General features: G+C 49.1%; 22 protein-coding genes, 1 tRNA gene and 1 pseudogene. 15 read left to right on the forward strand and 9 right to left on the reverse strand.

Going from position 1 to position 25191, the window contains the following annotated elements:
* Positions 1-195: 195 nt before the first annotated feature.
* Positions 196-885 (reverse strand): TVP38/TMEM64 family protein, encoded by a 690-nt coding sequence (locus CK797_RS05015; protein WP_104688671.1) that lies wholly within the window; start codon positions 883-885, stop codon positions 196-198.
* Between the two features lie 3 nt (positions 886-888).
* Complete coding sequence (locus CK797_RS05020; protein ID WP_104688672.1) at positions 889-2142, reverse strand: DUF2075 domain-containing protein; 1254 nt, start codon at positions 2140-2142, stop codon at positions 889-891.
* Between the two features lie 172 nt (positions 2143-2314).
* Here CK797_RS05020 and CK797_RS05025 point away from each other — a divergent pair, with 172 nt between their 5' ends.
* From CK797_RS05025 to CK797_RS05065, 9 genes and pseudogenes are all read left to right on the forward strand, one after another.
* Entirely contained in the window at positions 2315-4087 is a 1773-nt protein-coding gene (locus tag CK797_RS05025) for a 1-deoxy-D-xylulose-5-phosphate synthase (RefSeq protein ID WP_104688673.1), read from the forward strand.
* Between the two features lie 126 nt (positions 4088-4213).
* Positions 4214-6439, forward strand: a complete 2226-nt coding sequence (locus tag CK797_RS05030; RefSeq protein ID WP_104688674.1) for an MSCRAMM family adhesin — start codon at positions 4214-4216, stop codon at positions 6437-6439.
* Between the two features lie 295 nt (positions 6440-6734).
* Positions 6735-8117, forward strand: coding sequence for an amino acid permease (locus CK797_RS05035; protein WP_104688831.1), 1383 nt, complete (start codon positions 6735-6737; stop codon positions 8115-8117).
* 102 nt (positions 8118-8219) lie between these two features.
* Positions 8220-9074, forward strand: a complete 855-nt coding sequence (locus CK797_RS05040) for a DNA/RNA non-specific endonuclease (RefSeq protein WP_104688675.1) — start codon at positions 8220-8222, stop codon at positions 9072-9074.
* 200 nt (positions 9075-9274) lie between these two features.
* Positions 9275-9907 (forward strand): ArsR/SmtB family transcription factor, encoded by a 633-nt coding sequence (locus CK797_RS05045; protein ID WP_146085278.1) that lies wholly within the window; start codon positions 9275-9277, stop codon positions 9905-9907.
* Between the two features lie 271 nt (positions 9908-10178).
* Positions 10179-10607 (forward strand): annotated as a pseudogene (gene msrB, locus CK797_RS05050) (peptide-methionine (R)-S-oxide reductase MsrB).
* 13 nt (positions 10608-10620) lie between these two features.
* Positions 10621-11145 (forward strand): peptide-methionine (S)-S-oxide reductase MsrA, encoded by a 525-nt coding sequence (gene msrA, locus CK797_RS05055; protein ID WP_104688676.1) that lies wholly within the window; start codon positions 10621-10623, stop codon positions 11143-11145.
* 27 nt (positions 11146-11172) lie between these two features.
* Entirely contained in the window at positions 11173-11661 is a 489-nt protein-coding gene (locus CK797_RS05060) for a hypothetical protein (protein WP_104688677.1), read from the forward strand.
* A 227-nt stretch (positions 11662-11888) separates the two neighbouring features.
* On the forward strand, positions 11889-14207 hold the full coding sequence (locus CK797_RS05065; protein WP_104688678.1) for a hypothetical protein: 2319 nt from the start codon (positions 11889-11891) through the stop codon (positions 14205-14207).
* A gap of 130 nt (positions 14208-14337) precedes the next feature.
* Here the strand turns inward: CK797_RS05065 and CK797_RS05070 are convergent, their stop codons facing one another.
* The gene (locus CK797_RS05070) at positions 14338-14829 is read right to left on the reverse strand and encodes a GNAT family N-acetyltransferase (protein WP_104688679.1); all 492 of its coding nucleotides are present in this window, start codon (positions 14827-14829) and stop codon (positions 14338-14340) included.
* A gap of 92 nt (positions 14830-14921) precedes the next feature.
* Here CK797_RS05070 and CK797_RS05075 point away from each other — a divergent pair, with 92 nt between their 5' ends.
* The 4 genes from CK797_RS05075 (at position 14922) to CK797_RS05085 (ending at position 18106) form a co-directional block, all read left to right on the forward strand.
* On the forward strand, positions 14922-15797 hold the full coding sequence (locus tag CK797_RS05075) for an alpha/beta hydrolase (protein ID WP_104688680.1): 876 nt from the start codon (positions 14922-14924) through the stop codon (positions 15795-15797).
* A 2-nt stretch (positions 15798-15799) separates the two neighbouring features.
* Entirely contained in the window at positions 15800-15961 is a 162-nt protein-coding gene (locus CK797_RS09080) for a hypothetical protein (protein WP_181049524.1), read from the forward strand.
* Between the two features lie 90 nt (positions 15962-16051).
* A complete protein-coding gene (locus tag CK797_RS05080) occupies positions 16052-16921 on the forward strand; it encodes a DUF3737 family protein (protein WP_104688681.1) in 870 nt (289 codons plus the stop codon).
* A gap of 15 nt (positions 16922-16936) precedes the next feature.
* Positions 16937-18106 carry a MalY/PatB family protein gene (locus CK797_RS05085; RefSeq protein ID WP_104688682.1) on the forward strand — a complete coding sequence of 390 codons (1170 nt, stop codon included), beginning with the start codon at positions 16937-16939 and terminating at the stop codon, positions 18104-18106.
* 52 nt (positions 18107-18158) lie between these two features.
* Here the strand turns inward: CK797_RS05085 and wecB are convergent, their stop codons facing one another.
* From wecB to CK797_RS05105, 5 genes are read right to left on the reverse strand one after another with little or no spacing between them, the layout of a single operon-like run.
* Positions 18159-19274, reverse strand: coding sequence for a non-hydrolyzing UDP-N-acetylglucosamine 2-epimerase (gene wecB, locus CK797_RS05090; protein WP_104688683.1), 1116 nt, complete (start codon positions 19272-19274; stop codon positions 18159-18161).
* Positions 19275-20411, reverse strand: coding sequence for a glycosyl hydrolase family 8 (locus CK797_RS05095; RefSeq protein ID WP_104688684.1), 1137 nt, complete (start codon positions 20409-20411; stop codon positions 19275-19277). It lies immediately after the preceding gene.
* A gap of 16 nt (positions 20412-20427) precedes the next feature.
* Positions 20428-21681 (reverse strand): glycosyltransferase family 2 protein, encoded by a 1254-nt coding sequence (locus CK797_RS05100; protein ID WP_104688685.1) that lies wholly within the window; start codon positions 21679-21681, stop codon positions 20428-20430.
* Between the two features lie 56 nt (positions 21682-21737).
* Positions 21738-21896: a hypothetical protein gene (locus tag CK797_RS09085; protein ID WP_181049525.1), complete on the reverse strand. Its 159-nt coding sequence runs from the start codon at positions 21894-21896 to the stop codon at positions 21738-21740.
* On the reverse strand, positions 21889-22758 hold the full coding sequence (locus tag CK797_RS05105) for a magnesium transporter (RefSeq protein ID WP_104688686.1): 870 nt from the start codon (positions 22756-22758) through the stop codon (positions 21889-21891). Before CK797_RS05105 ends, CK797_RS09085 begins: the two co-directional genes overlap by 8 nt.
* Positions 22759-22975: 217 nt before the next feature.
* Between CK797_RS05105 and CK797_RS05110 the strand changes: the two genes are divergently transcribed.
* Positions 22976-23452 carry a nucleoside 2-deoxyribosyltransferase gene (locus CK797_RS05110; RefSeq protein ID WP_104688833.1) on the forward strand — a complete coding sequence of 159 codons (477 nt, stop codon included), beginning with the start codon at positions 22976-22978 and terminating at the stop codon, positions 23450-23452.
* A gap of 61 nt (positions 23453-23513) precedes the next feature.
* On the opposite strand, the gene CK797_RS05115 is transcribed toward CK797_RS05110, so the two are convergent.
* Positions 23514-24335: an HAD-IIB family hydrolase gene (locus CK797_RS05115; RefSeq protein WP_104688687.1), complete on the reverse strand. Its 822-nt coding sequence runs from the start codon at positions 24333-24335 to the stop codon at positions 23514-23516.
* A gap of 101 nt (positions 24336-24436) precedes the next feature.
* Between CK797_RS05115 and CK797_RS05120 the strand changes: the two genes are divergently transcribed.
* Positions 24437-24508: transfer RNA gene (locus CK797_RS05120), tRNA-Arg, on the forward strand.
* Positions 24509-25191: the final 683 nt, after the last annotated feature.

Genomic DNA, 25191 nt, shown 5'->3' on the forward strand with positions numbered 1-25191 from the left:
CTAGAATGACTTAATTCGTTTAATATCGATAGCTTTTCTTCTGTACTATATTTTGAATTCCTATCCACAAAAAATGCCCTCCAAGTATATAAGATGAATTTTCTATTTCATCTGTATACTTAGAGGGCATTATAGCCTACTGCCGAGCTTTGGAGTCATTTTATCTGGATAATAGCTATATTTTATACTTAGATTCTAGGCAGCTTCGTGGGTAACCTTGGAGCGGGCAATCACCTTACGAACGACCAAGTAGCCGAGCAGGATAACAGCAATGGCGATCACCGCACCGATCAGCCGCTTGCTGTCGCCACGGAAGATGGCATCCCCACCAAAGGCGTAGATAAAAGACGTCGGTGCCATCCCAACTGCCACCATCGTCAGGAAACGGCCCCGACTGAGGTTGAGGCGGGCGCCGGCGTAGTTGACCAGGGCACTGGGAATCACCGGAATCATGTAGCCGATTGTCAACCCAATCAGGGGGTGCTTCTGGTGAAGAAGGTAAGTTAGGATCTTAGACTTTTTGGTTCGCTTGGAAATGTCAACCTTGCGAATCAGGCTCATCACCGCACAGTTGCCGAGGATGTTACCAAGCCAGTTGATCAGGAAACCAACCCAGGGCCCGTAACAAAGCCCCGCAAAGATACAAATGACCGAGTTAGACATTCCGGGGATGGCGTTGAAAATCGCAATCAGGAGCAACAGTAATAGCATCGTGGCCAAACCATGGCTACGGATTAAGTGGAGGAGAATGACCTGGTTGTGCGGGGTCAGGTCGAAGAGCAGGTTGATCTCCGGCCGGTAGTCGCGGTAGATCCCGTAGATAACGATCAGGGCGACGATAAAGGCCGCAATGATCAGGACCGTTTTATTAAGGTGTTTTTTCATTGATCAGTCACCTTCCTTTGGTAGTTGAAAACCAGCCGCGGCAAACAGCTGGCAGAGGGTTTGACGCAATAGGGGATCGTGGGCATAGAGGTAGGTACCATAGACGCCACGTTTGAAGAGAACGTTAAGCGAGTTCATGATCATCCGTTTCTCCAACGCGGTGATCTCCTTAGGGTCGGTCAAGTCAGCTCGCTTCTTGAAGGCCTCGGTATCGGTGTAGCGGTCCAAGTTGATCTGGAGACGGTTGGTACCGGGCACCTGACTGATCGGCGGACCAAGGATAATCCCGGTATAATTGAGGTCAAAGCCCTGGCAGGTATAGATCGATCCGACCTCGTCGATCGTCTGCGGCAGCTCTGCCCAGGGAGTTACCGTGTAGTTGTATTGGTCCCAAGGCATCTTGAAGCGGCCCTCCTGGATATAGTGTTTACCACCATCTAAAGTCGACGGGTAGCCCGAAGTTGAGAGAATCCGGGAGAGGCCAACCGCACGATTGCGACGGACGATAGCCTGCCGCATCTGTTCAGCATCATCATAGATCCGGAAGTCATAGTGGTCACGGGCGCTCCTTGGCAGTGGGGCCAGCTGGTAATCGTTAGTGAAAGTGTTGAACCAGTCAACCAGTTCCGGACTGGCATTCATCCGAAACATCTTGGTGAGGTGATACTCCTTGTGCGGGTACTGGTCGGTAATTCGGTGCAAGCGCTCAGGCGTCCAAAGACTCTTCATCCGTAGAACCTGGTACTGGTCGAAGACAATCACCACCACCTTAGCCCGTTTAATGATTTCGACAAGCTGGTTGTCGTGGTAGAAATTATTATAGTGGTCCGGTTTGGATAAGAGGAGGTGTGCCTCGTCGATGATGGCGACATCAATTTTCTCCTGCTTCTTGTCGAGCTGGTTAATCAGGGATGTTGGTCGGGCGAAGTCTTTCTTATATAGTTCCGGCAGGCGTCCTGCGATCTCCCGGTAAACCTTGAGAATCTCCGGGTGGTTAACCAAAAAGTAGTTGTTGGTCTGGTAAAACGGCGAGGATGGATCCTTGCGCGCGGCCTTCTGCAGGCGGTCAAAGAGCTGGGAGAGGACGACACTCTTCCCGGTTCCGGCGTCCCCGACGATAGTATAGGTAGCCGGGGAATCATGTTGCAGATGGTCGGCAGTAAAATGCAGGATGTCTTCGACCAGGTTCTCCTGCTCGCTCGTCAACCGCTTGAAGGGTGAGAGCTTATCGATTGCCGCATTGCTTGTTTTTATCATTGTTTTCTTCGATCCTTTGCGCATAGTCGTCTTAATGTTAGCCTAGAAAACCACCCGTCGTCAATTTGATTACTAATGATTTTCTGATAAGTTCGCAAAGTAGTGTTAAAATAATTATATGATAACGGATTTTAAGTTATGGATATACTATGTCTAAAGGAGTGGGTATTAGATGAATCTGCATCCTGATTACCTGTTAAACGATGTGAATGAACCTAGTGATATCAAGCAGATGTCGCTAAGTGAATTGAAAGAATTGGCCAAGGAAATGCGTCAGCTGGTCCTCGAACGTGACGCTGCAATCGGTGGCCACGTTGGTCCCAACCTCGGGGTCATGGAGCTGACCATCGCCTACCACTATGTCTTTAATTCACCACACGATAAGGTGGTTTGGGATGTTTCCCACCAGTCTTACGCGCATAAGATGCTGACGGGGCGTAAGCTGGGCTTTTTAGATCCCGACCACTATGAAGACGTCACCGGCTACACCTCGCCCGAGGAGAGTGTCCACGATTTCTTCGAGATTGGTCACACCTCGACTTCAATTTCGCTGGCAGTTGGTTTGGCTCAGGCACGGGACATGCTACGACCGGAGAAGCATAATAATGTCGTGGCCGTCATCGGTGATGGCTCGCTCAGTGGCGGGCTGGCTTTTGAGGGTCTCAATAACGCCGCCAAGCTGCATTCCAATTTGATCATCGTGGTCAACGATAACCAGATGGCCATTGACAAGGATCAGGGCGGCCTCTACAAGGGCCTCAAGGAGCTGCGTGACACCGACGGCAAGTCACCGAATAATATCTTTAAGTTCATGGGGCTGGATTACCGCTACGTCGCTGATGGTAATGACCTGCAGACGATGATCGACGTCTTCCGCGACGTCAAAGACATCGACCACCCGATTGTCCTTCACGTCAATACCCAAAAGGGGAAGGGCTATGCTCCTGCCGAGGAACACAAGATGGAATACCACTGGCGTGATCCGTTTGACCTTAAGACTGGTGCTGACAAACAGCCAGTAGAGAATGGCTACAACGCCGCTGTAATGGCGGAGCTGGACCGCCAGGTTAATGCTGGGGCTCCGGTAGTTGCTATCAACGCCGCTATTCCGGGAGTCTTTGGTCTGAAGGACTTCCAGGCCAAGCATCCAGATCGTTACTTTGACGTTGGCATTGCCGAACAGGACTCGATCACGACGGCAGTGGCCATGGCCTCAGCCGGGGCTCGGCCGGTTGTCTTCCAGAATAGTACTTTCTTGCAGCGGGCCTATGACCAGCTGATTCACGACATGGCCTTGAACGATTCACCGGTGGTCATGATCGTACGTGGTGGAACAATCGCCAGCGGCTCAGCTACCCACCAAGGATCCTTTGATATCTCGATGATCAGCGACCTGCCAAACATCGAATACCTGGCGCCAACTAATGTCGAGGAAATGATCTCAATGCTGCGGTGGGCAATCAAACAGACCGATCAGCCGGTTGTTATCCGCCAGCCGGAAAAGGCATTGCTCCACGGTCACCCGAGTCAGGATGATTACAGTACTATTAACTACGACGTGGCCCACCATGGCAGTGAGGTTGCCATCATGGCCGTTGGTGATTTCTGGCAGCTTGGCGAAGAGGTCTGCGAGCAACTGAAAAAGAAGCTTAACATCGACGCTACCCTAATCAATCCGAAGTCGGTCACGGGAATTGACCAACATATTCTCCATCATTTAGCCGAAAACCATGACGTTGTTGTCACATTGGAAGACGGCAACCTAAGTGGGGGCTTTGGTGAGACGATCGCCCGCTACTACGGGCCGACCGACATGAAGGTCCTTAACTTCGGATCTCCACGAGAGTTTGCTGACAACGTACCACTTGAGGTCATGGAAGAGTGGTACCACCTCACGCCAAAGCAGATCGTCGATGACATCGAAAAGGTTATTCATTCACTGTAAGCATTAAAAATACTGATTGACGGTTTCACCCGCCAATCAGTATTTTTTGTTATCAGATTAATTTCACGCATTTTTCACTACTGGCCGTATATATCTAGTGAAGGCCAAAATAAAGGAGTATGAAAAATGCATAAAGAATTATCACGCCGTATCTACCGCTCGTCACTGATTGGGCTAGCTTCGACCTCAATTCTGCTAACCCTGGCGGCCGGTAATGCCATGGCTGACACCAACAACAGTCAGCCAACCACACTGCTCGCCACCCTCATAGGGAGAAATGAACCACTCGCCACTAGGGAAGTAGTTCGGACCATTACCTACGTAAACCCATTGACTAAGGAAAAGCACAGCATTCGCCAGGTGGCTACCTATCAGTTTGACCGCAACGGTAAGGTCGTCAAGAGCACCAACCCGATCTGGTCGGCCTATTTTGCGCCGTACTTTGATGGCTATGCCCCGCTCTGGGTGGAGATCGGTGCCAAGGCAACCGGCCCTGATTCAGCCGACGAGAAGGAGGAGATCACATACCGCAAGGTCGCGGGATCCGGGGAAGTCTTGGCAGTTCATATTTTCTTTACTGGGATCGATGGAAAGCCGTTATTGGACCTGACTCGGACCATTCAGAATCCAAATGAGGAACCGGTGACCGACTTTGCACTTCCGGCACCACCGGATGGGTGGGAGTACGCTGACCTTGAACACCTGCCAAAAACCATCAAGGTTGCTCCAGGTGCGAGTGGCCGGTATACCTTCATGATTCGTCCCGTAAAAACCCTGGATCACCATGAGGAACATCGTCAGGAGAATAAGGTGCTGTGGCGAAAAATTATTCTTCACCTTCCAACCGGTGACCAGACCATCATGCAGCAGGCCACAGCGACTCGCGAGGTTACTGTAAAGGATGGCAAGGCCACCAATGGTGAATGGCAAATCAGTCCATTTGCCGAGCTGCGACTACCCCCAATGACTGGCTATCAGACCTCCATCGACCGGATTGCCGCCCGGCAGCTGACGGCTGACCAGCTCGACCAGGCACCACTCACTGTCGAGGTAAACTACCAAAAGATGGGCGGCCCCGCCACAAAGGATGAAACGACCCAAACTGCTTCTCAGCCAGCCGTCGACACGGGCAGTCAAACAGATCAACCGATGGTGAGCGATGGGGGCACTCAGACAAATACACCAGCTGGTAGCGAGGACCCGCAAACTGATCAGTCGGTGACGAACGATCAAGGTACGCAGACGGATGAAACTACCGCCAAAGATGCGGGAACCCAGACCGACCCTAACAATCCACCAAGTAAGGACACTGGTGCCCAGACAGATCAACCAACAGGTACAGATGAGGGAACGCAAACCAATCAGCCGACAAATACAGATGCAGGTAGTCAAACTACTGATCCCCTAACCACTGATACCGGGAGTGGGGAGGATACCGTCGACATCACCGATCACGATACTCAGACTGACAGCCCAGCAACAACTGATACGGGTAGTGGGGACAATGTCGCCGATAGTCGAGATCAGAGTTCCCAGACGGATCAATCAACAAATACAAGTGAAGGGACGCAAACCGATCAGTCGGTAAGCACAGATGCAGGCAGCCAAACTGTCGATCACCCAACAATCGATACTGGAGTTGGAAATGATACCGTCGACAATATTGACCACGGTACCCAAACGGATAAGTTAACAGCTATCGATGAGGAAACACAAACCAATCAACCGACAAGTATAGACGCAGACAGTCAAACTGCCGATTACCCATCAGTTGATACTGGGGTTGGAAATGATATGGTTGACGATAACGACCAAGGCACCCAAACGGATCAATCAACGGGTATCAATGAGGGAACGCAAACCGATCAACCAGCAACTACAGACGCAGTTAGTCAGACCACTGATCACGGTACCCAAACAGATGGATCAACTACCGCAAAGACCCGGGCTGACAATGACGCAATTGATCTCATCAACCACGATACCCAGACGGCAATTGAACAGGGCACCAAAGAACACGTCGGTCAAGACGAGGAAACCAGACCGGACCAGCTAACAACTGATCCCCAACCAGTTACCGATCAGATTGCACCAGCACCACAACTAACTGCCTTATCAGGCAAAGACAGCAGTAACCAGCCGGCGGCAGTTGACCCGATAGCATTCCACAATGAATTGGATCGCTTGCAGCGACCGTTGCGGGAACTAGCGGCCGACCCCCAGCAAAAGACGGCAGCCACCCTGCCACAGACGGGAAACCAGGCGGCAGGAACCAAGGCAGCCGTGGTGGCAGCCCTAACCACCTTGACTGCGGCGGGGGCGGCCATGTTCACCCTGCGAAAGCGCCGCTAAAGAAAAATTTAAACTTTTCCTTGCATTCTTAATTTTCTAATAGTATTCTAATAGCAACGAAAGAAAAGGGAATTGGAGGAAAATAACATGCGATTACAGTTTAAAGCGATTATTCATCAACTAACCTCCACCTCAACCACAACAACAAGAACCGTGGTTGAGCACCTTTAATATACGTAAACAAGATATGCTTCGAAGCTATCCAAAGCGACTCAACCACTAAACTGATTTTGGTTTCACTGGTTGCTGGTCGCATTGGGTAGCTTTTTTGGTATCAAGAAATGGGGTTATGAAGATGGATAATCAAAAGAAAGTTAAGTTAAATCGGACGATGACGCCTGGACAGATGGAAATGATTGCCATTGGCGGAACCATCGGGAGTGGGCTCTTCATGGGGGCTACTTCTACTATCAAGTGGACCGGACCGTCGGTGTTATTGGCCTATGCCTTCGTCGGCTTAGTCCTATACGGTGTCATGCGGGCTCTGGGAGAGCTGATTTACATCAGCCCCGGAACAGGTTCATTTGCGGATTATGGATCTAAGTACATTCATCCCCTGGCCGGCTATCTGACCAAGTGGAGCAATGTCTTTCAGTTCATCATCGTCGGGATTTCGGACATCATCGCAATGAGCGAGTATCTGAACTATTGGTGGCCGAACCTGCCGGACTGGATTTCGGGTCTGGTCATGATCACGATCCTGACCCTGGCCAATCTGGCCTCGGCCAAGGCCTATGGCCGATTGGAGTTTTGGTTTGCGATGATTAAGGTTGTTACGATCATCGCCATGATTATCCTGGGACTGCTGGTGATTGTTCTTGGTCTGGGCAACAACTGGCATCCAGTGGGGATCTCAAACCTCTGGACGCATGGTGGCTTCTTCACTGGCGGCTTCATGGGCTTCATGTTCTCCCTATCGGTGATCGCCGGTTCCTACCAAGGGATCGAACTTCTTGGAATCACGGCAGGGGAGGCTGCATCACCAAGGCATGCTATTGTCAAGTCGGTGAAATCCGTTATCTGGCGGATCCTGATCTTCTACATCGGCGCCATCTTTGTGATCGTTTCGATCTACCCATGGGACGAACTCAAGGCCGTTGGTTCACCATTCGTTGAAACCTTTACCAAGGTCGGCATCACCGGGGCGGCCGGGATCATTAATTTCGTCGTCCTGACGGCGGCTCTGTCCGGGGCCAACTCCGGAATCTACAGTGCCAGCCGGATGCTCTTCAAGCTCTCCGTCGATGGGGAGGTGCCAAAGGTCTTCAGTAAGCTCTCCAAGCGGGTGGTTCCAAACGTTGCCATTCTGACAATTGCCTTCTGGATTTTCCTGGGATTTGCAGTCAACATGCTGCTGTCGATGTTCAGCGCCAGCGCCGAGAACATCTTCGTAATTGTCTACAGTTCTAGTGTTCTGCCAGGGATGGTACCGTGGTTCATCATCCTGCTATCCGAGCTGAATTTCCGCAGGAACAACCCAGACCAGCTGGTCAACCACCCGTTCAAGATGCCATTCTACCCGGCATACAACTACTTCAGCCTGATTGCCTTGACGGTCATCCTGATCTTCATGTTCTTCAACCCTGACACCCGGGTTTCAGTTTCTGTTGGTGTGATCTTCCTGGTCATCATGAGTTTGATTTACAAGTTTCACACTGTACCCAAGCTAGAAAAGTAACCGTAAAAGCAGGCAATTTCGCCTGCTTTTTTATTTTTTCTGACCATTTGTTCCCCTAAATATTGTACAATGGAAGAAAAGATTTCAAAGAGGGACAATTCTATGTACCGCATAAAGAAAAAAATTTGGCACATTGTCTTCGGGATTGTGGCCCTGCTCGTTGTCGGTGGCGTAATCCAAAAGCCGACCGAGGGGGATGCCTCCCTGGGACAGGGAATCCAACGTTTCATGACGTGGGGAAAGAACAATTCGGCCCGGTCCGGTCACTACGGCCACCAGCAGCAGGAACCGCCAACCGAGCAGCAGGCAGCGGTGGTTCTGACCCCAGCCGTGCGGCAGCAGTTGGGCAACAGTATTGTCTGGAATGGTCACGGGGCCTTCATCATCAATCACAACCAGGCCGACCTGAACACCAACATTAGCAGCGCACCCTACGCGGTCAACCAGTTGGACAGTCAGGGACGAGCTTGGCGGGGGGACGCCTGGCTGAATAAGACAACCCGTCAGTACCAGAACCGGGCCGCAACCGGAAACGGGGCAACCGACTGGAAACCCGCTGGCTTCTTGCAGGCCCATAACCTGACCGGGGGTTATAACCACGCCTATGACCGTGGCCACCTGCTCGGTTACGCGTTGGTCGGCGGGATCCGGGGCTTCGATGCCTCTGAGTCCAACCCCAAGAACATCGCCACCCAGACCGCTTGGGCTAACGAGGCACGAAGCAGTACTTCGACCGGACAGAATTACTACGAGGGGATCGTTCGCAAGGCCCTTGACCAGGGCAAGCAGGTTCGTTATCGGGTCACCGATATTTATAGCGGTGATAGTATTGTACCGGCCGGCGCCCACATTCAGGCCCAGTCTAAGGACGGTAGTGTGAACTTTAACGTATTCGTGCCAAACGTGCAGAAAAACATCGATATAAACTACGCTAATGGGGCAGTTAAACAACGGTGATGTAAGTGCTGATGTGACGGCATTTATACCGCCTTTTTATTTGGGGCGAAATCACAGCTATTACGTGCGACTGTGATGTAACTCGTGACCTGTACACAAAAAATGTCATCTCCTTAATTATAATAAGCGAGGTTGACACTATATCTCTTAACTATTAAATTAATAAGTAAAATAGTTAAATTTTTGAGAGAAGGTTTATTGTGATTAAACAAGACGAAAACAAGCAACGTTTATTTACTATGTTAGCCAATATGAATAAGGGGCTCTCAAGCGATAAAAGACTAGAAATACTGTATTTGCTTATGCAGGCACCCAAAACTGTCGAAATGATTGCTCAAGAAATTAATGCAAGTACGGCAAATACCTCACGACATCTGCAGGTACTTAGGCAGAGCCACTTTGTTAAAACCACCAAGAGGGGAAATCATATCATATATAGTTTGGCGGATAATGACATTGCAACTCTAATTAATCTATTAATTCATATTGGTGAGAATAATTTAGCAGAGTTTAGAAGCCTTCAAGAACAAGCAAACAATGATCATAACGTTGAAATGATTTCCCTGGTTCAGGCTAAAAAGCATGCTGGTAATTACTTGATTTTAGACGTTAGACCCCAAGACGAATATAGTTTTGGTCACGTCGATGGTGCTATGAATATTCCATATAATATTTTGAATAAAAATCTATCTAAGCTCCCTAAAGATAGACCAATTATTGTTTACTGCCGCGGGAAAATGTGTGGTATAACCAACCAGGCAACACAGTTTCTAAACCAAAACGGCTTTAATGCAGTAAGTCTCAATAATACATGGCAGGAATGGAAAGAATAAGAGAGCATTTATGATTTTGTCCTCATGCCCCCGCTAAGCATAAATGGCCTCCAGCGTTCAACGCTGGAGGCCATTTGTGTACTGCACTGTTTGTACTTAATCAAGGTAACAGTAATTATATTAGGGTGTTTTTAGTTGACTTTACCGCAAAACTACATTACTATTTAATCAATTAATTAAATAGTAATGTAGTTTTAAAGGAGGTGATCACGTAATTAACTAAAGGATTTTGCTAATAATACAAAATCTAGTTAATAAGGAGGGCTTTAGGATGGAAAAAAGAAAATTACCAAATTTATCACATTTGACTCCCAAACAATATGCTGTAACACAAAAAGCCGCTACTGAACGGCCCTTTTCAGGTAAATATGATAATTTTTATGAAAAGGGCATATACGTAGATGTTGTTTCTGGTGAACCGCTCTTCTCTAGCGAAGACAAGTATGACGCTGGCTGTGGTTAGCCGTCCTTTACGAAACCAATTAAACAATTATCATATCGAACTGACCATACTTGGATTATGGAACGGACTGAAGTACGAAGCCCAGAAGCGGATTCCCATCTAGGTCATGTCTTTAACGATGGTCCCGTTGCCCAGGGCGGTTTAAGATTTTGTATCAATTCTGCTGCATTGAGTTTTATTTCCTATGATCAATTAGAAAAGAAAGGTTATGGCGAATATAAAACTCTTTTTAAATAGAGGTGACAGATGTATGAGCGCAAAAGTATCTACTGCTATTTTTGCAGGCGGTTGTTTCTGGTGCATGGTTAAACCCTTTGATACTCTTCCAGGAATTAAAAGTGTTATTAGTGGTTATACCGGTGGCCATATTAAAAATCCAACCTATGAACAGGTTTGTTCTGGAACGACGGGCCATACAGAAGCAGTTGAAATAACCTATGATCCATCGGAAATGCCTTATCACGAACTACTGAAATATTATTGGCAGGTTACAGATCCTACCGATGCGATGGGGCAATTTCAAGATCGTGGCGATCAGTACCGACCAGTAATTTACTACAATTCACCAGAGCAAAAAGCGGAAGCAGAACGTTCAAAAAAAGAATTGGCATCAAGTGGACGGTTTACAGACCCAATCGTAACAACGATTGAACCCGCACAACCATTCTATCCGGCTGAAGAATATCACCAAGATTTTTATAAAAAGAATCCTTTCCGCTATATGATTGAAGAAATCGGCGGAAGAGCTGAATTTATAAAAAAACATTGGAAATAGCTTGAATTCATAATGGAGGAATTGATCATGACTGACTTAACTACAAAATTATTTTTAGATGTAAAGAAGTTTGAAACATACCAAAATCTATTAAAGAAGAATGTTCATCTTCAATCACAAAGCATTATCTCCTCACCTGATTTTCCAAATAAACATATCTACAATAAGCTGTTAAGAACTCTTGATAAAAATAGCAACGAGGTTACCAGTGCCGACTTGCTAAATAAGTACAATTTCCGAATGAGTGAAATTCAAGATGGTATCAAGGCTCTCTTGTCAGCAAATCTCATTTCAAAAGAAGACCTTTCTAATACCGAATGCAAAATTATCCTTACTAAGGAAGGAATAGCAGCAGCTAACCAACTAGCCAAACGAAGTGAGAAAATTGCCGAGGAAGCTTATGGTATTCTTAGCCAAGAAGAACAGCAGCAACTGGATAACTTGATTTTAAAGCTTACTGAAGATTACAAGCACCGTTCAGTTAACTACAGTGCTCTGGCTGACTTAAATAACTAGTATTCTTGTAAATAACTGCCTAATATCTCACACTGTCACTATAACTGATCGATGTTAGTTAATTTTGCTAAAGAGTCCAACGTTTTGCTGGGCTCTTTTTTGAGGTGAGACACCTAATCCGGCCCCTTCGAAAGGAGAAATCGTTACATTAAGTAACTTGCAAAATCCGGTAAAATCAACGAAAATAGGCTATAAGTATACTAGAATTTTTGTAAAGGATAACGTTTATGGTTAATGATCCAAGCTTAAATAAGATTCATATTGTATTCAACGGCCAGGAGACACCGCCAATGAAGGTTAGTCAGCTATTTGATGCCCACCGGTTCAACCAGCTGACGGCGATCACGAGCGGCGTTACCGCTGACTTCTTCAACCAGTACCTTAGTAATTTCATCAAGGTGGAGATCGCCCTGCGGACACCCGTGGTCAGTGATGCTAAGACAGCCGACGAGGTGATTACCAAGGAGGCCCTGGCCAATGCCTTGCTTGCCGTCGCCAACAAGCGGCCGGCCAAGCTCTTTGAAGGCCTGACCAGCAGCAACCAGGCCAACGTACTTAACGGCCTATTTACGGTTGAACTGTCGCCCGTTCAGGCCTTGCACTCGCGCTTCTACCTGCTGAGCAACCATGAAACCCACGATACCCGAGTCATTCTCGGTAGTTTCGATCTGACTGCTGATGCCTTTGACAAGGACCGTAACCAGTTCGAGGAGGTACTCGTTTTTGATAATGATATTCGCCTCTTCCAGAACCTCAGTGAACACTTCAAGAAGGACATTAAGCCAATCCTGCGGCCATACTTTACCGATAACCTGCTGAAGGCAGCCCAGACCCAATTGGATGAGGGGGCCAAGGACCAGAGTGATAGTCAGGTGGTGATCCTGGATAACGACACCACCGATCAGATTGCGGCGGCCGACATGACCGATATCATCAGCCACGATGTTCAAAAGCAGATGGATGCTAAGGTCATCCCGACAACGACTACCAATGCCATGCGTGAGGTAACGACGAATCGATCCCAGACCAAGGAGGCAATTGCCCGCGACGTCAAGCAGCATGACACTATCTACAACCTACAGAAGACCGCCGTTTCACCCCGGGCAGCCAAGCCGAAGATCAAGAGCCGTGAGAAGATCTACCAGCAGGTTCAACAGGCCTTGATCAGCGGGATGACGCCTCAGCAGCGCCAGGCCGAAAAGAAATACACGACCTTCCTTTACGATCGACCAATGGAGCGGAACCTGGTCCGCAACAACAGTGGTCTCTACGTACCAAACGACGCCGGAACGCACCCGATCCCGTTTGGCAAACTCGCAACGACTAGTCAAATCCGCGACAGTCTGCGGAGCATCGACGCGGTGATGAAGGGTTACCAGAAGTTCGTCGTCGACTACACCGACGATTACGGCAAGCGTTTCTACGAGGCGATCCTTTACAGCTTTACCGCGCCATTCCTATGGGAGATTCGGCAGAAGGCCAGCTTGAACCCCGAAGACGGTAATGACGTGCCGAACTTCCTGGTATTGGGGGCAACGGCCGGCTCCGGGAAGTCGACCCTCCTGCGGATCATCAACCAATTGACTTGGAACACTGACCGGTCCTTGATTGACTTTGGAACGATCTACCCGACCGAAACCGCCCAGAAGAAGGCGAAGACGGTCGAGGCGATCGAGCATTACATGAAGCAGGGGAGTTCTTATCCGATCCTGCTTGATGAGATCGAACCTTACTTCTTCCAGCAAGACCAGTACAGTCGGCACCTGGTCGTCGACACGATGAACGAGCTGGTCAATGATCCGCACGCTATTGCTCCGCTGATCGGGACGACCAACTACGATTCCGGCTTTACCATGCTGCGGGAGACCGCTCGGCGGACTTACTACCTGCAGATTGACAAGGTCATCGATGCACAGCTTAAGGGTGAAGCCAATAAGTACATCTACAACGTTCGTCAAACATTGAATAACACCTTATTCAAGGACTTTGTAATGCGGATGGCCAACCTGCTGGAAGACGATGAGACGCCGTGGCGTGACTTCAATACCACCAATGGCCGGCTCGATTTTCTGTCCAACACTCGAAAGATCTTCCGCGATTACTACCAGATGGCCGGGATCGAGATACCACCGTACTTTGCTGACCAAATCTGCGACGACTTTCAGGAGAGCTCCCGGAATAGTTGGGCCAAGCTCTACATCACCCAAATGGATGACTTCAAATACCGTCAGGCTGACAACAGCCTGCTCTTTGATATTTCAAAGCTTAACACCTTCAACGGCTTTACTGCCGACAGCATTGAAAAATACCGTAACGCCCTGCCGATTGAACTCTGTGTCGACGGGATCAATGGTAAGCGGGGGAAGTTTGTTGAGATCAAGGCTCCGGACTTCTTCAAGTGGATCGGGGAGCGTAACCCATACGCCACACCAGAATCGACACACAGTGAATCGTCCCATTCGATCGACAATTCCAAGCTGCCACCTTCGGCAATCACCACTGAAAAGCCGAAGAAAAAGGGCTTCTGGGCTCGACTATTCGGCTAGTACTAAAAACTCCCTAATATCAGCGTAGTACACGAAGGGTCTCCAGTGTTCAGAATAATCCGAACGCTGGAGGCCCTTTCGTGCTTATATGGGGGTGAAACCAAACTAGCAAGCTAATCCTTACGCCCTTTTAATATGTTTTTCCGTAGATCAGCAGGTCATGAAACTTGCCATTCAGGTTAGCAACCTGGTGGAGTCGCCCCCAATGAGTAAAGCCGGCGGTAGCAAAGAGGTGCTGGCTAGCCTGGTTACCCTGATAGATATAAGCAACGATAGTCCTGATCGGTAACCGGGCCTGAACTTGCTGGTCAACCAGACTCAGGAAGCGGCGGCCAATCCCCTGGCCCTGAGCAGGTCGACCGACATAGATAGAAATCTCGGCAGTAAAACGGTAGGCGGGGTGCGGATAGAAGGGCTCTAAACCGCACCATGCCACTACTCGCTTGTCTTGTTCAGCTACCCAGAGCGGAAAGTCGTCGTTGAAAGCGGCCAACCACTCCCGTCGGCTGGCCGGAGTGACTAGTTCGACCTCGTCGTTAATTGGCAGGTCGACCGACTCGTTGAAGATCGCCACGATAGCATGAAGGTCATCAGGTCGGGCCCGACGAAAGTTAATAGCCATTTTTACCACTCCTCAAAAAATTTCTTCAGTCAATCTAAACAAAATGCGCGATAATGAAAGTAGTAGTAACTTGATGGGTTGGGGATGATTGTTTGCAACGGTTAAAGAAAATCGCTAAGGTATTAGGATTTAGCCTGGGGGGACTTTGTCTTCTTCTCCTGCTTACCCAGGCGTTTCTGCTCCGGGGAACGCGGGGAAAGTCGATCAACCAGGCAAACGGGCCAAGGACGATCCGTTACTCGGAGATCCCAACCATTCTGATCCCGGGCTGGGGCGGCAATACCGTCACTTATAACCACATGATTAACCATTATCAGGACAAAAGTATCGCCCAAAAGGTGATGACCGTCTGGGTTTCACCCCGCAACCATATCCGGGTGAGCGGGAACTGGCATGGGCAGAAGAACGCCTTAATTCAAGTTCTCTTTGACTGGAACTATGATGCCTCCTTCCATCCCCAGGTCAGCCAGCTGCGTCATGTTCTCATCTATCTTAACCAACACTACGGGATTAAGCAAACTAACATCATCGCCCACTCGTGGGGCGGGACCGAATTCATGCACGCCTACATGGGGTCTAAGCGTCTTCAACGGTATCTGCGGCTCAACAAGCTGATTTTCCTCGGCGTGCCGGTAGAAGAGAGCTTGAGTGATCGTCTGCCATATCACTACCTGCTCATTCACCACTCCAAGGATAAGAACTTCCACCAGCTCCGCGTTCAGATGAAGGATTGGCAGCTGAACTACCCGATTACCATCTACAACCTGATGGGGTCCAAGGAGGGAAGCAGGCTAACTGATGGTGAAGTACCACATATCCAGTCTGAGATGCTGAAGGCCCTCATCCAGTCCCAGTCGATGATCAAGTACCACCAGAAAATCTATGCCAACACGACCCACAGCCAGCTGCACAGCCGACCGATGATCCTGAAGGAGATTGAACAGATCCTGTGGGGAAAGGAGAACTAATGATGAAAAAAGAACATGGCCAGGTTACTGGCATCATCTGGCGGGGCCCCGCGGACCTCGCCGCCTATCAGCAACTTCGCGCTTACGCCGAACAACGCCAGCTGACAGTTTCGGCAGCGGCTAAAGAACTGGTCATTAAGGCCCTGAATAATGCAAAATCCTAATGCTCATCGATTAAAATTAATTATTTTACATTGGAAATCATTCTTACTAAAATATAGTTATCAGCAATCAATGAAAGAGGGACGTATTTAATGAAAGAGATTATCGACCAGTACTTTGATGGTGAACGGCCGCTATTCGGCGAACATGACGCCAGGATTATCCGGACCACCTTTGGCAAGGGAGAATCACCACTGAAGAACGCCCGTGACCTTGAGCTGAACAAGGTAATCTTCCAGTGGAAGTACCCGCTCTGGTATGACCAGCACGTCAAAGTCGACGATTCCATCTGGGAGACAATGTCACGATCGGGAATCTGGTATACCAAGGACATCGAGATCAACAACAGTGCTATTCAAGCGCCCAAGCAGTTCCGCCGTTGTGATGATATCCGGCTCAATAACGTCCACTTTGGGGATGCTGAGGAGACGATGTGGTCCTGTCGCAACATCAAGATGAACAACGTCCAGGTCAACGGTGACTACTTCGGGATGAATAGCGAAAATATCTACGCCGATCATCTCAACATCATCGGCAACTATGCCTTCGATGGGGCCAAGAACGTCGAGGTCCATAACTCGACAATGGTCACCAAGGACAACTTCTGGAACTGTGAGAACGTGGTGGTCTATGACTCCTTCCTGAATGGGGAATATCTGGCCTGGAACACCAACCATATTACCCTGATCAACTGTACAATTGAGAGTGATCAGGGGCTCTGCTATACCAAGAATCTAACGATGAAGAACTGTCGGCTCCTGCATACTGACCTGGCCTTCGAGTACTGTGAAAACATCGATGCTGAGATCAACTCTGACATCGAAAGCATCAAGAACCCAATCAGCGGGCAGATCAAGGCCCACCACATCGATGAGATTATCATGGACCCACACGAGGTTGATCCTCATAAGACGACCATCATCACTGATGACGACTCTGCACAGCACATTAAGCAGCACTAGGGAGGATAACTAATAATGCAATATGACTTTGATACAATCCTAGACCGAAAACACACCAACTCAGAAAAATGGGCGGTGCATGACGGTGAGTTGCCGATGACAATTGCCGATATGGACTTCAAGACAGCTCCGGAGATCATGGACGCAATGAAGAAGAAGATCGACCAGGGGGCTTTTGGCTATGAGTACCCGACACCGGAGTACTTCCAAGCCGTGGCTGCCTGGTACGCTACGGAACATCATGCTGCAGTAGAAACGGACTGGATGCGTTTTGCCACCGGGGTCATCCCAGCCATCACAGCAAGTGTCCATCATTTCAGCCATGAGGGGGACAATGTCCTGCTGATGGAACCGGTCTACAATACTTTTTACAACTCTATTATCAATAGCGGCCGGCACGTGATTGCCAGCCAGCAGCTTTATGACCATGACCAGCATACCTACCACGTTGACTGGTATGACCTGGAAGACAAGCTGGCCAACCCGCTGACCACGCTGATGATCCTCTGCAATCCGCATAACCCGACTGGCTACGTCTGGACGAAGGATGAGCTGACTCACATCCTGTCCATAGCCAAGCGGCACGGGGTAATCGTCATCAGTGACGAGATTCATGGTGACCTGGTGCTGGACGGTCCAGACTACACGCCAGCCTTCTCACTGCCAACGGAAATTACCACCAACCTGATCGCCCTGGTTTCGACCAGCAAGACCTTCAACCTTGCAGCCCTTCACTCTGCCACTGGAATCGTGCCAAACCCGATCTTGCGCGAACGTTTCGACCGGGCCATTAACAAGTATGAAGTGGCAGAACCGAACCTGCTGGCCATCCCAGGGGCGATTGCGGCCTACCGGCACGGTGGCGACTGGCTCCATCAGCTGAAGAAGTATGTCCTTGCCAACCGGCACTATATTGCTGACTTTATCCGACAGAACCTGCCGGAGCTACACCTGGTCCCGGGAACGGCAACCTACTTAATCTGGATCGACACGAGTGCCATCAGTGATGATAGTAAGCAATTAGCCCAGTTTATTCGAAAGGATACCGGTCTGATCATCAACCCAGGGACTTACTATCATGGCAACGGAGCCGGCTTTATTCGGATCAATACTGCCTACCCCCGCAAGCAGATTACGGATGCCATGCAGCGTTTGCAAAAGGCCATCAATGATTTCACAAAGTAGATAATAAAAGGCAACCTACTAAAAAGGTTGCCTTTTATTATCAGAGCCTAGTTTACATAATATCTTTAGTGAGGAATTGCTTACAGCAGTCAACAATCCGTTCAGCGGCGTGCCCATCCCCATATGGATTCTGGGCCGCGGCCATCCGTTGATATTGCTGATCATCGGTTAACAGGGCCTGCATTGCCTGACGAACTTGTTCACGATCAGTTCCCACCAGCTTAAGGGTACCGGCCGTAACCCCCTCGGGGCGTTCCGTTGTATCGCGCAGGACCAAAACCGGCTTATTCAGGGACGGGGCCTCCTCCTGAACGCCCCCGGAGTCGGTCATGATAAAGTGGCTGCGCGCCGCCAGATTATGGAAGTCAACTACATCCAGCGGGGCAATCAAGTGAACATTGGCAATCCCGGCAAAGGCCTGGTGGGCTTGTTCTTGAACACGGGGACTCAGGTGGACGGGGTAGACAATATCCAGGCGCGGGTCAGCCAATGCAACGTCACGGACAGCCTGGAAGACGTTATTCATCGGTGTTCCCTGGTTCTCACGGCGGTGCATGGTCAGCAGGATAATTCGGTGGTCATCGGGAATCTGGCTGAGAACATCATGGTGGTAATCATGATTGACGGTGTACTGAAGGGCATCAATCGCCGTGTTTCCCGTCACAATAATCCGGTCAGCTGGGTGGTGTTCTTTAAGGAGGTTCTGCTTGCTGAGATCAGTCGGGGCAAAGTAAAGACTGGCCAGGTCATCCGTTAACTGACGGTTGGCTTCCTCGGGAAAAGGCGAGGCCATGTCCCAGGTCCGCAAGCCAGCCTCAACGTGCCCGACCGGGACGTGGTGGTAGAAACTGGCGAGGCTCGCCGCCATCGTGGTAGTGGTATCACCGTGGACCAGGACCATATCGGGTTGTTCCTGATCCAGGATCGGGGCCAATCCGAGGAGAACGCGGCTGGTGATCTGGTCTAAGCTCTGGTTTTTCTTCATGATCGCCAGGTCGTAATCAGGGTGGATCTGAAAGAAATCCAGCACCTGCTTAAGCATTTCACGGTGCTGGCCGGTGACAACAACGATGGGCTTGGTCTGTTCATCGGCCACCAACTGCTTGACAACCGGTGCCATCTTGATGGCCTCGGGACGAGTCCCGAAGATAGTCATTATCTTCTGCATTTAATTCATTCCTTTCATCGCGGCAATGGTCGTCAGGGTGGCGTCATAGTAGTTGTTCTTAGGCAAGGGCTTACTGAAGATGAACTTCTGACTGTCGAACAGATTGTCATAGCCATTATTACGATTGAGACTTACCGCATAAAAAATCGGTGCACTGAAGCTACTAGATTGATGATGGTTCAGTTGCTTACCAGCCAGGGTGTAGCCCGCAGTGACATAATAACGGTGGCTGAAGAACTTCATCATCCGGTTAAGGGTTTTCTGTGCTTGGGGATCCTTGCTAGCCGCCAGCATCATCGGAACCCGGCAGGCGTTGTATGAGTAGTTGCCATCATTTTTGCCGGCCACTGTCCAGGGTTTGACCGGCTTGGCACCGGTGGCGGTGACCCAGGCAAAGTCGGGCACGAGACCGGTGCGGTGCTGTTGGCTAAGGTCAGCCAGGTGGGCTAGCATCCCTTTCTTGACGGTTTGCCAGCGCTGGTCATGGCTGAGTTGATAAAACTGGTCAAAGAAGGTTGGGGCAACATCTGAGGTCCGCATCAGGCGATAATACTTGGATTTGCTAGTGGCCCAGTCACCGACCGTCAGGGCCCTGGTCTGGGGATTATACTCGTAGGCTAAAATGTCGTTGGTCAGGTGTCGTTCCAGCTTTCGATAATAGACGGCCCGCTGTGGCCAAACCGTGGCTGCCTGATCGAGGGCCCTAGCAATGAAAAGGTCCCCATCGGTCGCACTGTTAGCATCACTGACCCAGCGGCCATCTTTCTGGTACTGCCGCCACTTCATCAGGTAGGTAGCCGTTTGTTGGTGGGGACCAACGTAATCCCGGTGGGCCAGGTAGTAATTCAACAGTTGGTCAAAGTCGCGGGACTTCGCCCAACCACGTTGTCCAGCTAGGGCGGTAATGTAGAGGCCATAGCCCTGCCCCTCGGAAAGGGCGACTGGGCTGTTTCGCTGGTTGCTGGTGTTAACGAAAGCCCGCTGGGAGGACTGCTTGATGATGTAGGCCGATCGCCAGTGCTGGTAGTACTCAGCCTGAATATGACGTGGATTTTGCACCCGGACGATGATGAGGGTGGTAGTGTAAATGATAGTTACTATGGCCACCAGCAGCCACGTAAGCTTAGTTAATCGCATAGTCGTTTCCTTTCAACTAGTCATTGAACCGTTTGGTCTTCACCCAGACGTTGCCGTTGCGGCCCAGCAGGCCATCCAAGCAAACCGAACAGACGGCATGGATAGAGACAACGATGAAGAGCTGGGAATAGGTGAAGTAGGAGGCCAGGGATAACCAGACCTGCCCGGTTGTTGCCTGGCCGAATTGGGTGGCCATTGCAATCGAAATCTGGAGGGTGTATAAGACGATCATCATCAGCCAGTTCAACAGCAATATCTGCATGATTAGGATGTTACTCTCACCAAAGGTAAATGGGATAGCCAGGGCCGGGTTAAACAGCCGGGCCAACAGGACGCTCACGTTGGCGAGAAAGATGATATCTGACAAGACAATGGCCGCGTTGAACCAGAAGAAGGTGCAGGAGTAGTAGAAGGTTTCCAGCTTGACGCGCCAGTTGCTGTGGTCAAAGAGGTGGCGGAAGTTATGGATAACCACCTGGTAATTTCCCTTTGCCCAACGCAAACGCTGGAAGTAATAGTCGTGGATACGTTCCGGCTCCTGCTGAAAGGCCTCTGAATTGTAAGCCAGGGCAATCAGCTTACCGCTTTGCATGATCTTAAACGAGATATCGGTATCCTCAGTGAGGGCCCCGTTACGCCAGCCACCGATCTCCTGGACAAACTGGCGCTGGATGATGAAGTTCGTGCCGGGGATCCGGCCGATCTTAAAAAGGTGCCAAATTGCACAGTGCTGGATTCGCTGGGTAACGACGATTTCCTGATTAATACACCGGGTCAGGAAGTTCTGCTGAGCGTTGCGGGTCTTGTTACGGCCAAAAACAGCAACGTAGCGCTCCGGATTCTCTAGCGCCTTGCGGACAAGAAAGTAGAGGGCATTGGTCTCTGGCATGGCATCCGCATCGTAGACCCCGATGTAGTCGCCGTGAGCCATCTTGAGAGCATCGTTGAGGACTCCCGCCTTCCCGCCGTCACCGGTCCGTTCAATAATCTTGACGTTTCGGTTGCGATAACGGGGATCATCAAGGGCGCGGCGCATCTCGGCCGCGGTCTGGTCGGCACAGTTATCCGCAAAGAGGAGTAGTTCCACCCGATCAGCTGGGTAGTTCATATCGAGAATGGCCCGGGTTGTTTGAGCGATCACGACCTCCTCGTTGTGGGCGGGGACCACGATGGTGATCATGGGGTAGCGCAACAATGGGGTGGTCGTGACCAGCTTGGTACTGTGCTTGAGCCAGAAATCCGTAGCCCCACCGAGGGTAACGATTGACATGAAAAGGGAGATCTAAATTGAGACCAAGGTAATGATCATTAACGTTTCCTGAACCATCAGTCCTTATCCCCCTTTGAGTAGAACTGCTGATCGTAGTGCAGCATTGTCCGTTCCACCCGATAGTAAATTATCCACTGACAGACGAACAGAACCATGATGAGGACAAAGAAACTGAAGGTGATGACCATCGCCAGCCAAAAGAACCAACTAACCAATTACGTCATCCCCCTTCATATACTCCACGATTAGGTCAGTCTCCATATCCCGGTCGATGTGTCGCATAACATCTGTCAGCTCTTGATAGCTATCAGCATTTTCAGAACTGATCTTCTTATCGCCCCATTTGAACTGAGGTGTAGCGTGACCGATTCGTAGCTGATCCAAATGCTGTTGAGTCAGGCGGTTACGATAGTTATAGGTCCGCTGATGCAGATTAAATGAAATGATCAAAAAAGTTCCATGTCCCAAATAGTAGAGTGACTCGGACGGCAAGCGATCCTCCTTCAGAATTTTAGCTATTGCCCGAAGCACTTTATTGTACTCATGTTTATGAAACTGTTGGATCTGCCTGTTATGCGACCAATGAATCGCCGTTGTGTTAAGCCATTGGGCGTCATGCTGGTCTTCTTGAATGAATTGCCGCGCCTTCCGGTAGATTTTTTCGGCATTATACCTGGTCTGTAGTTTAGTTATCTGGTCATAGTGGGCTGCATAACTATTGATGTCAGCCCGGTTACGGTCGATCCATCCCCAGCCGGAAAGAATGTAGCGGCTGAGTGCACTGAAGCTGGCACAGATCGGAAAGGCCAGCAGCAAGCCCAGTTTGAGGGGCGTTGTCATCACGATGTATCCCATCAGCAAAATTGTACTCCCGATGGTGGTCAGCCCAATAATCAGCCAGGTTATGAGAATACTGGGGATGAAGGTTCCCGCAGCCATTCCCAAGAGGATCAGGATCATCATCGCGGTACTTACGGTGATCGAGTATTGTCCTGCCCACCACATCAGAAATGCAATCAGGACCCCCATCATGAAGAGGACGGTCAACCCAATTTCAACTATATGTCGCCGTATCAATTTATATTGTCTCCTTTTTTAATTTGCGCTGAACAATTTTAGCAAATTTGTTTTATGTTGAAAAGATGCATGACAACGGCCACAATCTTATTTATGTTATCAGCCTTACTAAATGTAAGCTTTTCCATAATTATTAACTGTTAATATTTTATTGCGAAGCGGGATAACCTTTTGCTAAGATAGGGGTACCATAGTAAGAATTTTGATGGAGGGAATTATTTTGAAAAACAAGACCGTTTACTTCTGCGCTGGCTGGTTTACCGACAAGCAAAACAAGGCCTATCAACAGGCAATGCAAGCAATCAAGGAAAATCCAACCATCGATGTTGAGAATTCATACATCCCACTTCAGCATCAATACAAGGGACTGCGGGTTGATGAACACCCAGAATTATTAGAGGATCGTGAATGGGCCACCGCAACCTACAACGGTGACCGGGTCGGGGTATCCACCTCAGATATGCTTCTAGCAGTTTATATTCCTGAGGAAGAAGATGTTGGAATGGGCGTTGAGCTGGGGATGGCCCGGGCCCTCGGCAAGTACATCATGGTGGTAATCCCGGATGAAGATTACGGGAAACCGATCAACCTGATGAGTTGGGGAATCGCGGATAACTTCATCAAGTTATCCGACCTGGCTAGTCATGATTTCAACAAACCAAGTTTCAACTTTTACGATGGCTCAGTTTATTAATAAGATGAAAAGCGGAAGAGTTCCACAAAAATGGTACTCTTCCGCTTTTGATATCCGGATACTATTTAGGCAATGATAGATCAAACAACTCTGCAATTTCCTTCAAAAGTCCATTATGATTATTATCGCTGTGGGTGACGCGGTCGGCCACCGCTAGCAGGTCAGCAGTGGCGTTTTTCATTGCGTAGCCACATCCTGCTCGTTGGATCATTGCCAAGTCGTTGCTAGTATCACCAAAGGCTACCAGTTCGTCCATCTTACCACCCAACTGGTTAACTAGTTGGGTCAGACCAATTGCCTTGTCGACTCCGGCAGGAAGAACATCGATCCCATAAGCACCGCTATAGGTCGCATGGACCTGGGGGAACCGTTGGTTGAGCTGGTGAACCTGACTCATAATCCAGTCAATCGCCGGTCGACGTTTAAACCAGTTAAGGTTTAGGTTGAAGATTGGCTCGTTGACTTCCGCCAGATTTATAAAGTAACAATGATGAGGATAGTAGGGAACCGCAACATCTTTAAACTGATCGCTGATAAAGGTCTGGTTAGCACCCGATAGTGAAAGCAGGTCTGGCTGTAGCTGAAGTGTTTGCTCCCACGCGAGTAGCTGGGCAATTATCGCACGATCATGTGGTTTGCTAAATTGTTCATAACCATTGCTGATTATTCTACCGCCATTCTCAGCAACAAAGTTCTTTACCAGCGGACTGTCGGCAAAAATTGTTTGAAGGGCATCGAGACTATTGCCGCTTGCGACAATCAGGTCAACTCCCTGTTGGGCAAGTTGACGCACCACCGCATTAAAGCAAGCTATATCATAATGGTCATTATCATCGAGTAGGGTACCGTCAACATCGACAGCAACAAATCGCCATTTTTTCATTTGCTAATACCTCTTTACATATAAATAGGAAGAAACTATTTTAGATTTGATGTTTTTATTACCATTTTATCAGGGATGCGCTATAATAAATACCAGATAAGGCGCCCTTAGTGTAAAGGATAGCACATGAGATTTCGGTCCTCATGATCCGGGTTCGATTCCCGGGGGGCGCATTTTTTAAGAATACAAGAGGAACACGAAAAGCCTACAATCGTTGTTAAATAAGCGTTTGTAGGCTTTCACGTATTTTTAAGAGAGAAAAAGTACGATGTCTGCACACATTAGGAAATAAAAGGGAGCCATATTTTGCCGGCAAAGAAGAAATTTACACCAGAGGAGGCACGGCAGCGGCAAATTAACCGGGTGAATGCGTATAACCGTATACATAAGCTTACCGGAACCAAAAGAAGTCACGGGCATGGGGGGGACGAACGACGCTACCCGGGAAGAGCCGGAAGAATTGCGCAGGTTGATTGATGAGAGATTAAAAGAACTTTCGAAAAATTAGAAACGTCGGGCGCTTTGCCTGATATAATCCATATATAGTGATTAACGAGGGCAAAATAAATGACAGTAAGCAAAGCGAATATTTTTGAAAAGAACCGCTGTCAGCTATATCCATAAGGAGTTAACACTTACCGACTTTTAAAGTACTTAAAATAAATAATTTCTTCTATTATATAACTTGTTTTACTGCATACAAATAGGATATAGTGTAAGCGTGGTTGAGATGAGGAGTCGCGACCTTGTTAAAGCCACGGCGTTCCGGAAGTGATTCCCTGAATCCGGAAAGGGGGATGATCTAATGGAAACAAATGTCACCCAGAAAGAGAGGGAGCCTTGTTATCGCACTGAC

The sequence above is a fragment of the Limosilactobacillus pontis genome (genome assembly GCF_002940945.1).
GTDB lineage: Bacteria > Bacillota > Bacilli > Lactobacillales > Lactobacillaceae > Limosilactobacillus > Limosilactobacillus pontis_A.

Coding starts and splice junctions, on each gene's coding strand:
- CK797_RS05015 (WP_104688671.1), bottom strand. CDS start 885: ATGAAAAAACACCTTAATAAAACGGTCCTGATCATTGCGGCCTTTATC.
- CK797_RS05020 (WP_104688672.1), bottom strand. CDS start 2,142: ATGATAAAAACAAGCAATGCGGCAATCGATAAGCTCTCACCCTTCAAG.
- CK797_RS05025 (WP_104688673.1), top strand. CDS start 2,315: ATGAATCTGCATCCTGATTACCTGTTAAACGATGTGAATGAACCTAGT.
- CK797_RS05030 (WP_104688674.1), top strand. CDS start 4,214: ATGCATAAAGAATTATCACGCCGTATCTACCGCTCGTCACTGATTGGG.
- CK797_RS05035 (WP_104688831.1), top strand. CDS start 6,735: ATGGATAATCAAAAGAAAGTTAAGTTAAATCGGACGATGACGCCTGGA.
- CK797_RS05040 (WP_104688675.1), top strand. CDS start 8,220: ATGTACCGCATAAAGAAAAAAATTTGGCACATTGTCTTCGGGATTGTG.
- msrA (WP_104688676.1), top strand. CDS start 10,621: ATGAGCGCAAAAGTATCTACTGCTATTTTTGCAGGCGGTTGTTTCTGG.
- CK797_RS05060 (WP_104688677.1), top strand. CDS start 11,173: ATGACTGACTTAACTACAAAATTATTTTTAGATGTAAAGAAGTTTGAA.
- CK797_RS05065 (WP_104688678.1), top strand. CDS start 11,889: ATGGTTAATGATCCAAGCTTAAATAAGATTCATATTGTATTCAACGGC.
- CK797_RS05070 (WP_104688679.1), bottom strand. CDS start 14,829: ATGGCTATTAACTTTCGTCGGGCCCGACCTGATGACCTTCATGCTATC.
- CK797_RS09080 (WP_181049524.1), top strand. CDS start 15,800: ATGAAAAAAGAACATGGCCAGGTTACTGGCATCATCTGGCGGGGCCCC.
- CK797_RS05080 (WP_104688681.1), top strand. CDS start 16,052: ATGAAAGAGATTATCGACCAGTACTTTGATGGTGAACGGCCGCTATTC.
- CK797_RS05085 (WP_104688682.1), top strand. CDS start 16,937: ATGCAATATGACTTTGATACAATCCTAGACCGAAAACACACCAACTCA.
- wecB (WP_104688683.1), bottom strand. CDS start 19,274: ATGCAGAAGATAATGACTATCTTCGGGACTCGTCCCGAGGCCATCAAG.
- CK797_RS05095 (WP_104688684.1), bottom strand. CDS start 20,411: ATGCGATTAACTAAGCTTACGTGGCTGCTGGTGGCCATAGTAACTATC.
- CK797_RS05100 (WP_104688685.1), bottom strand. CDS start 21,681: ATGTCAATCGTTACCCTCGGTGGGGCTACGGATTTCTGGCTCAAGCAC.
- CK797_RS05115 (WP_104688687.1), bottom strand. CDS start 24,335: ATGAAAAAATGGCGATTTGTTGCTGTCGATGTTGACGGTACCCTACTC.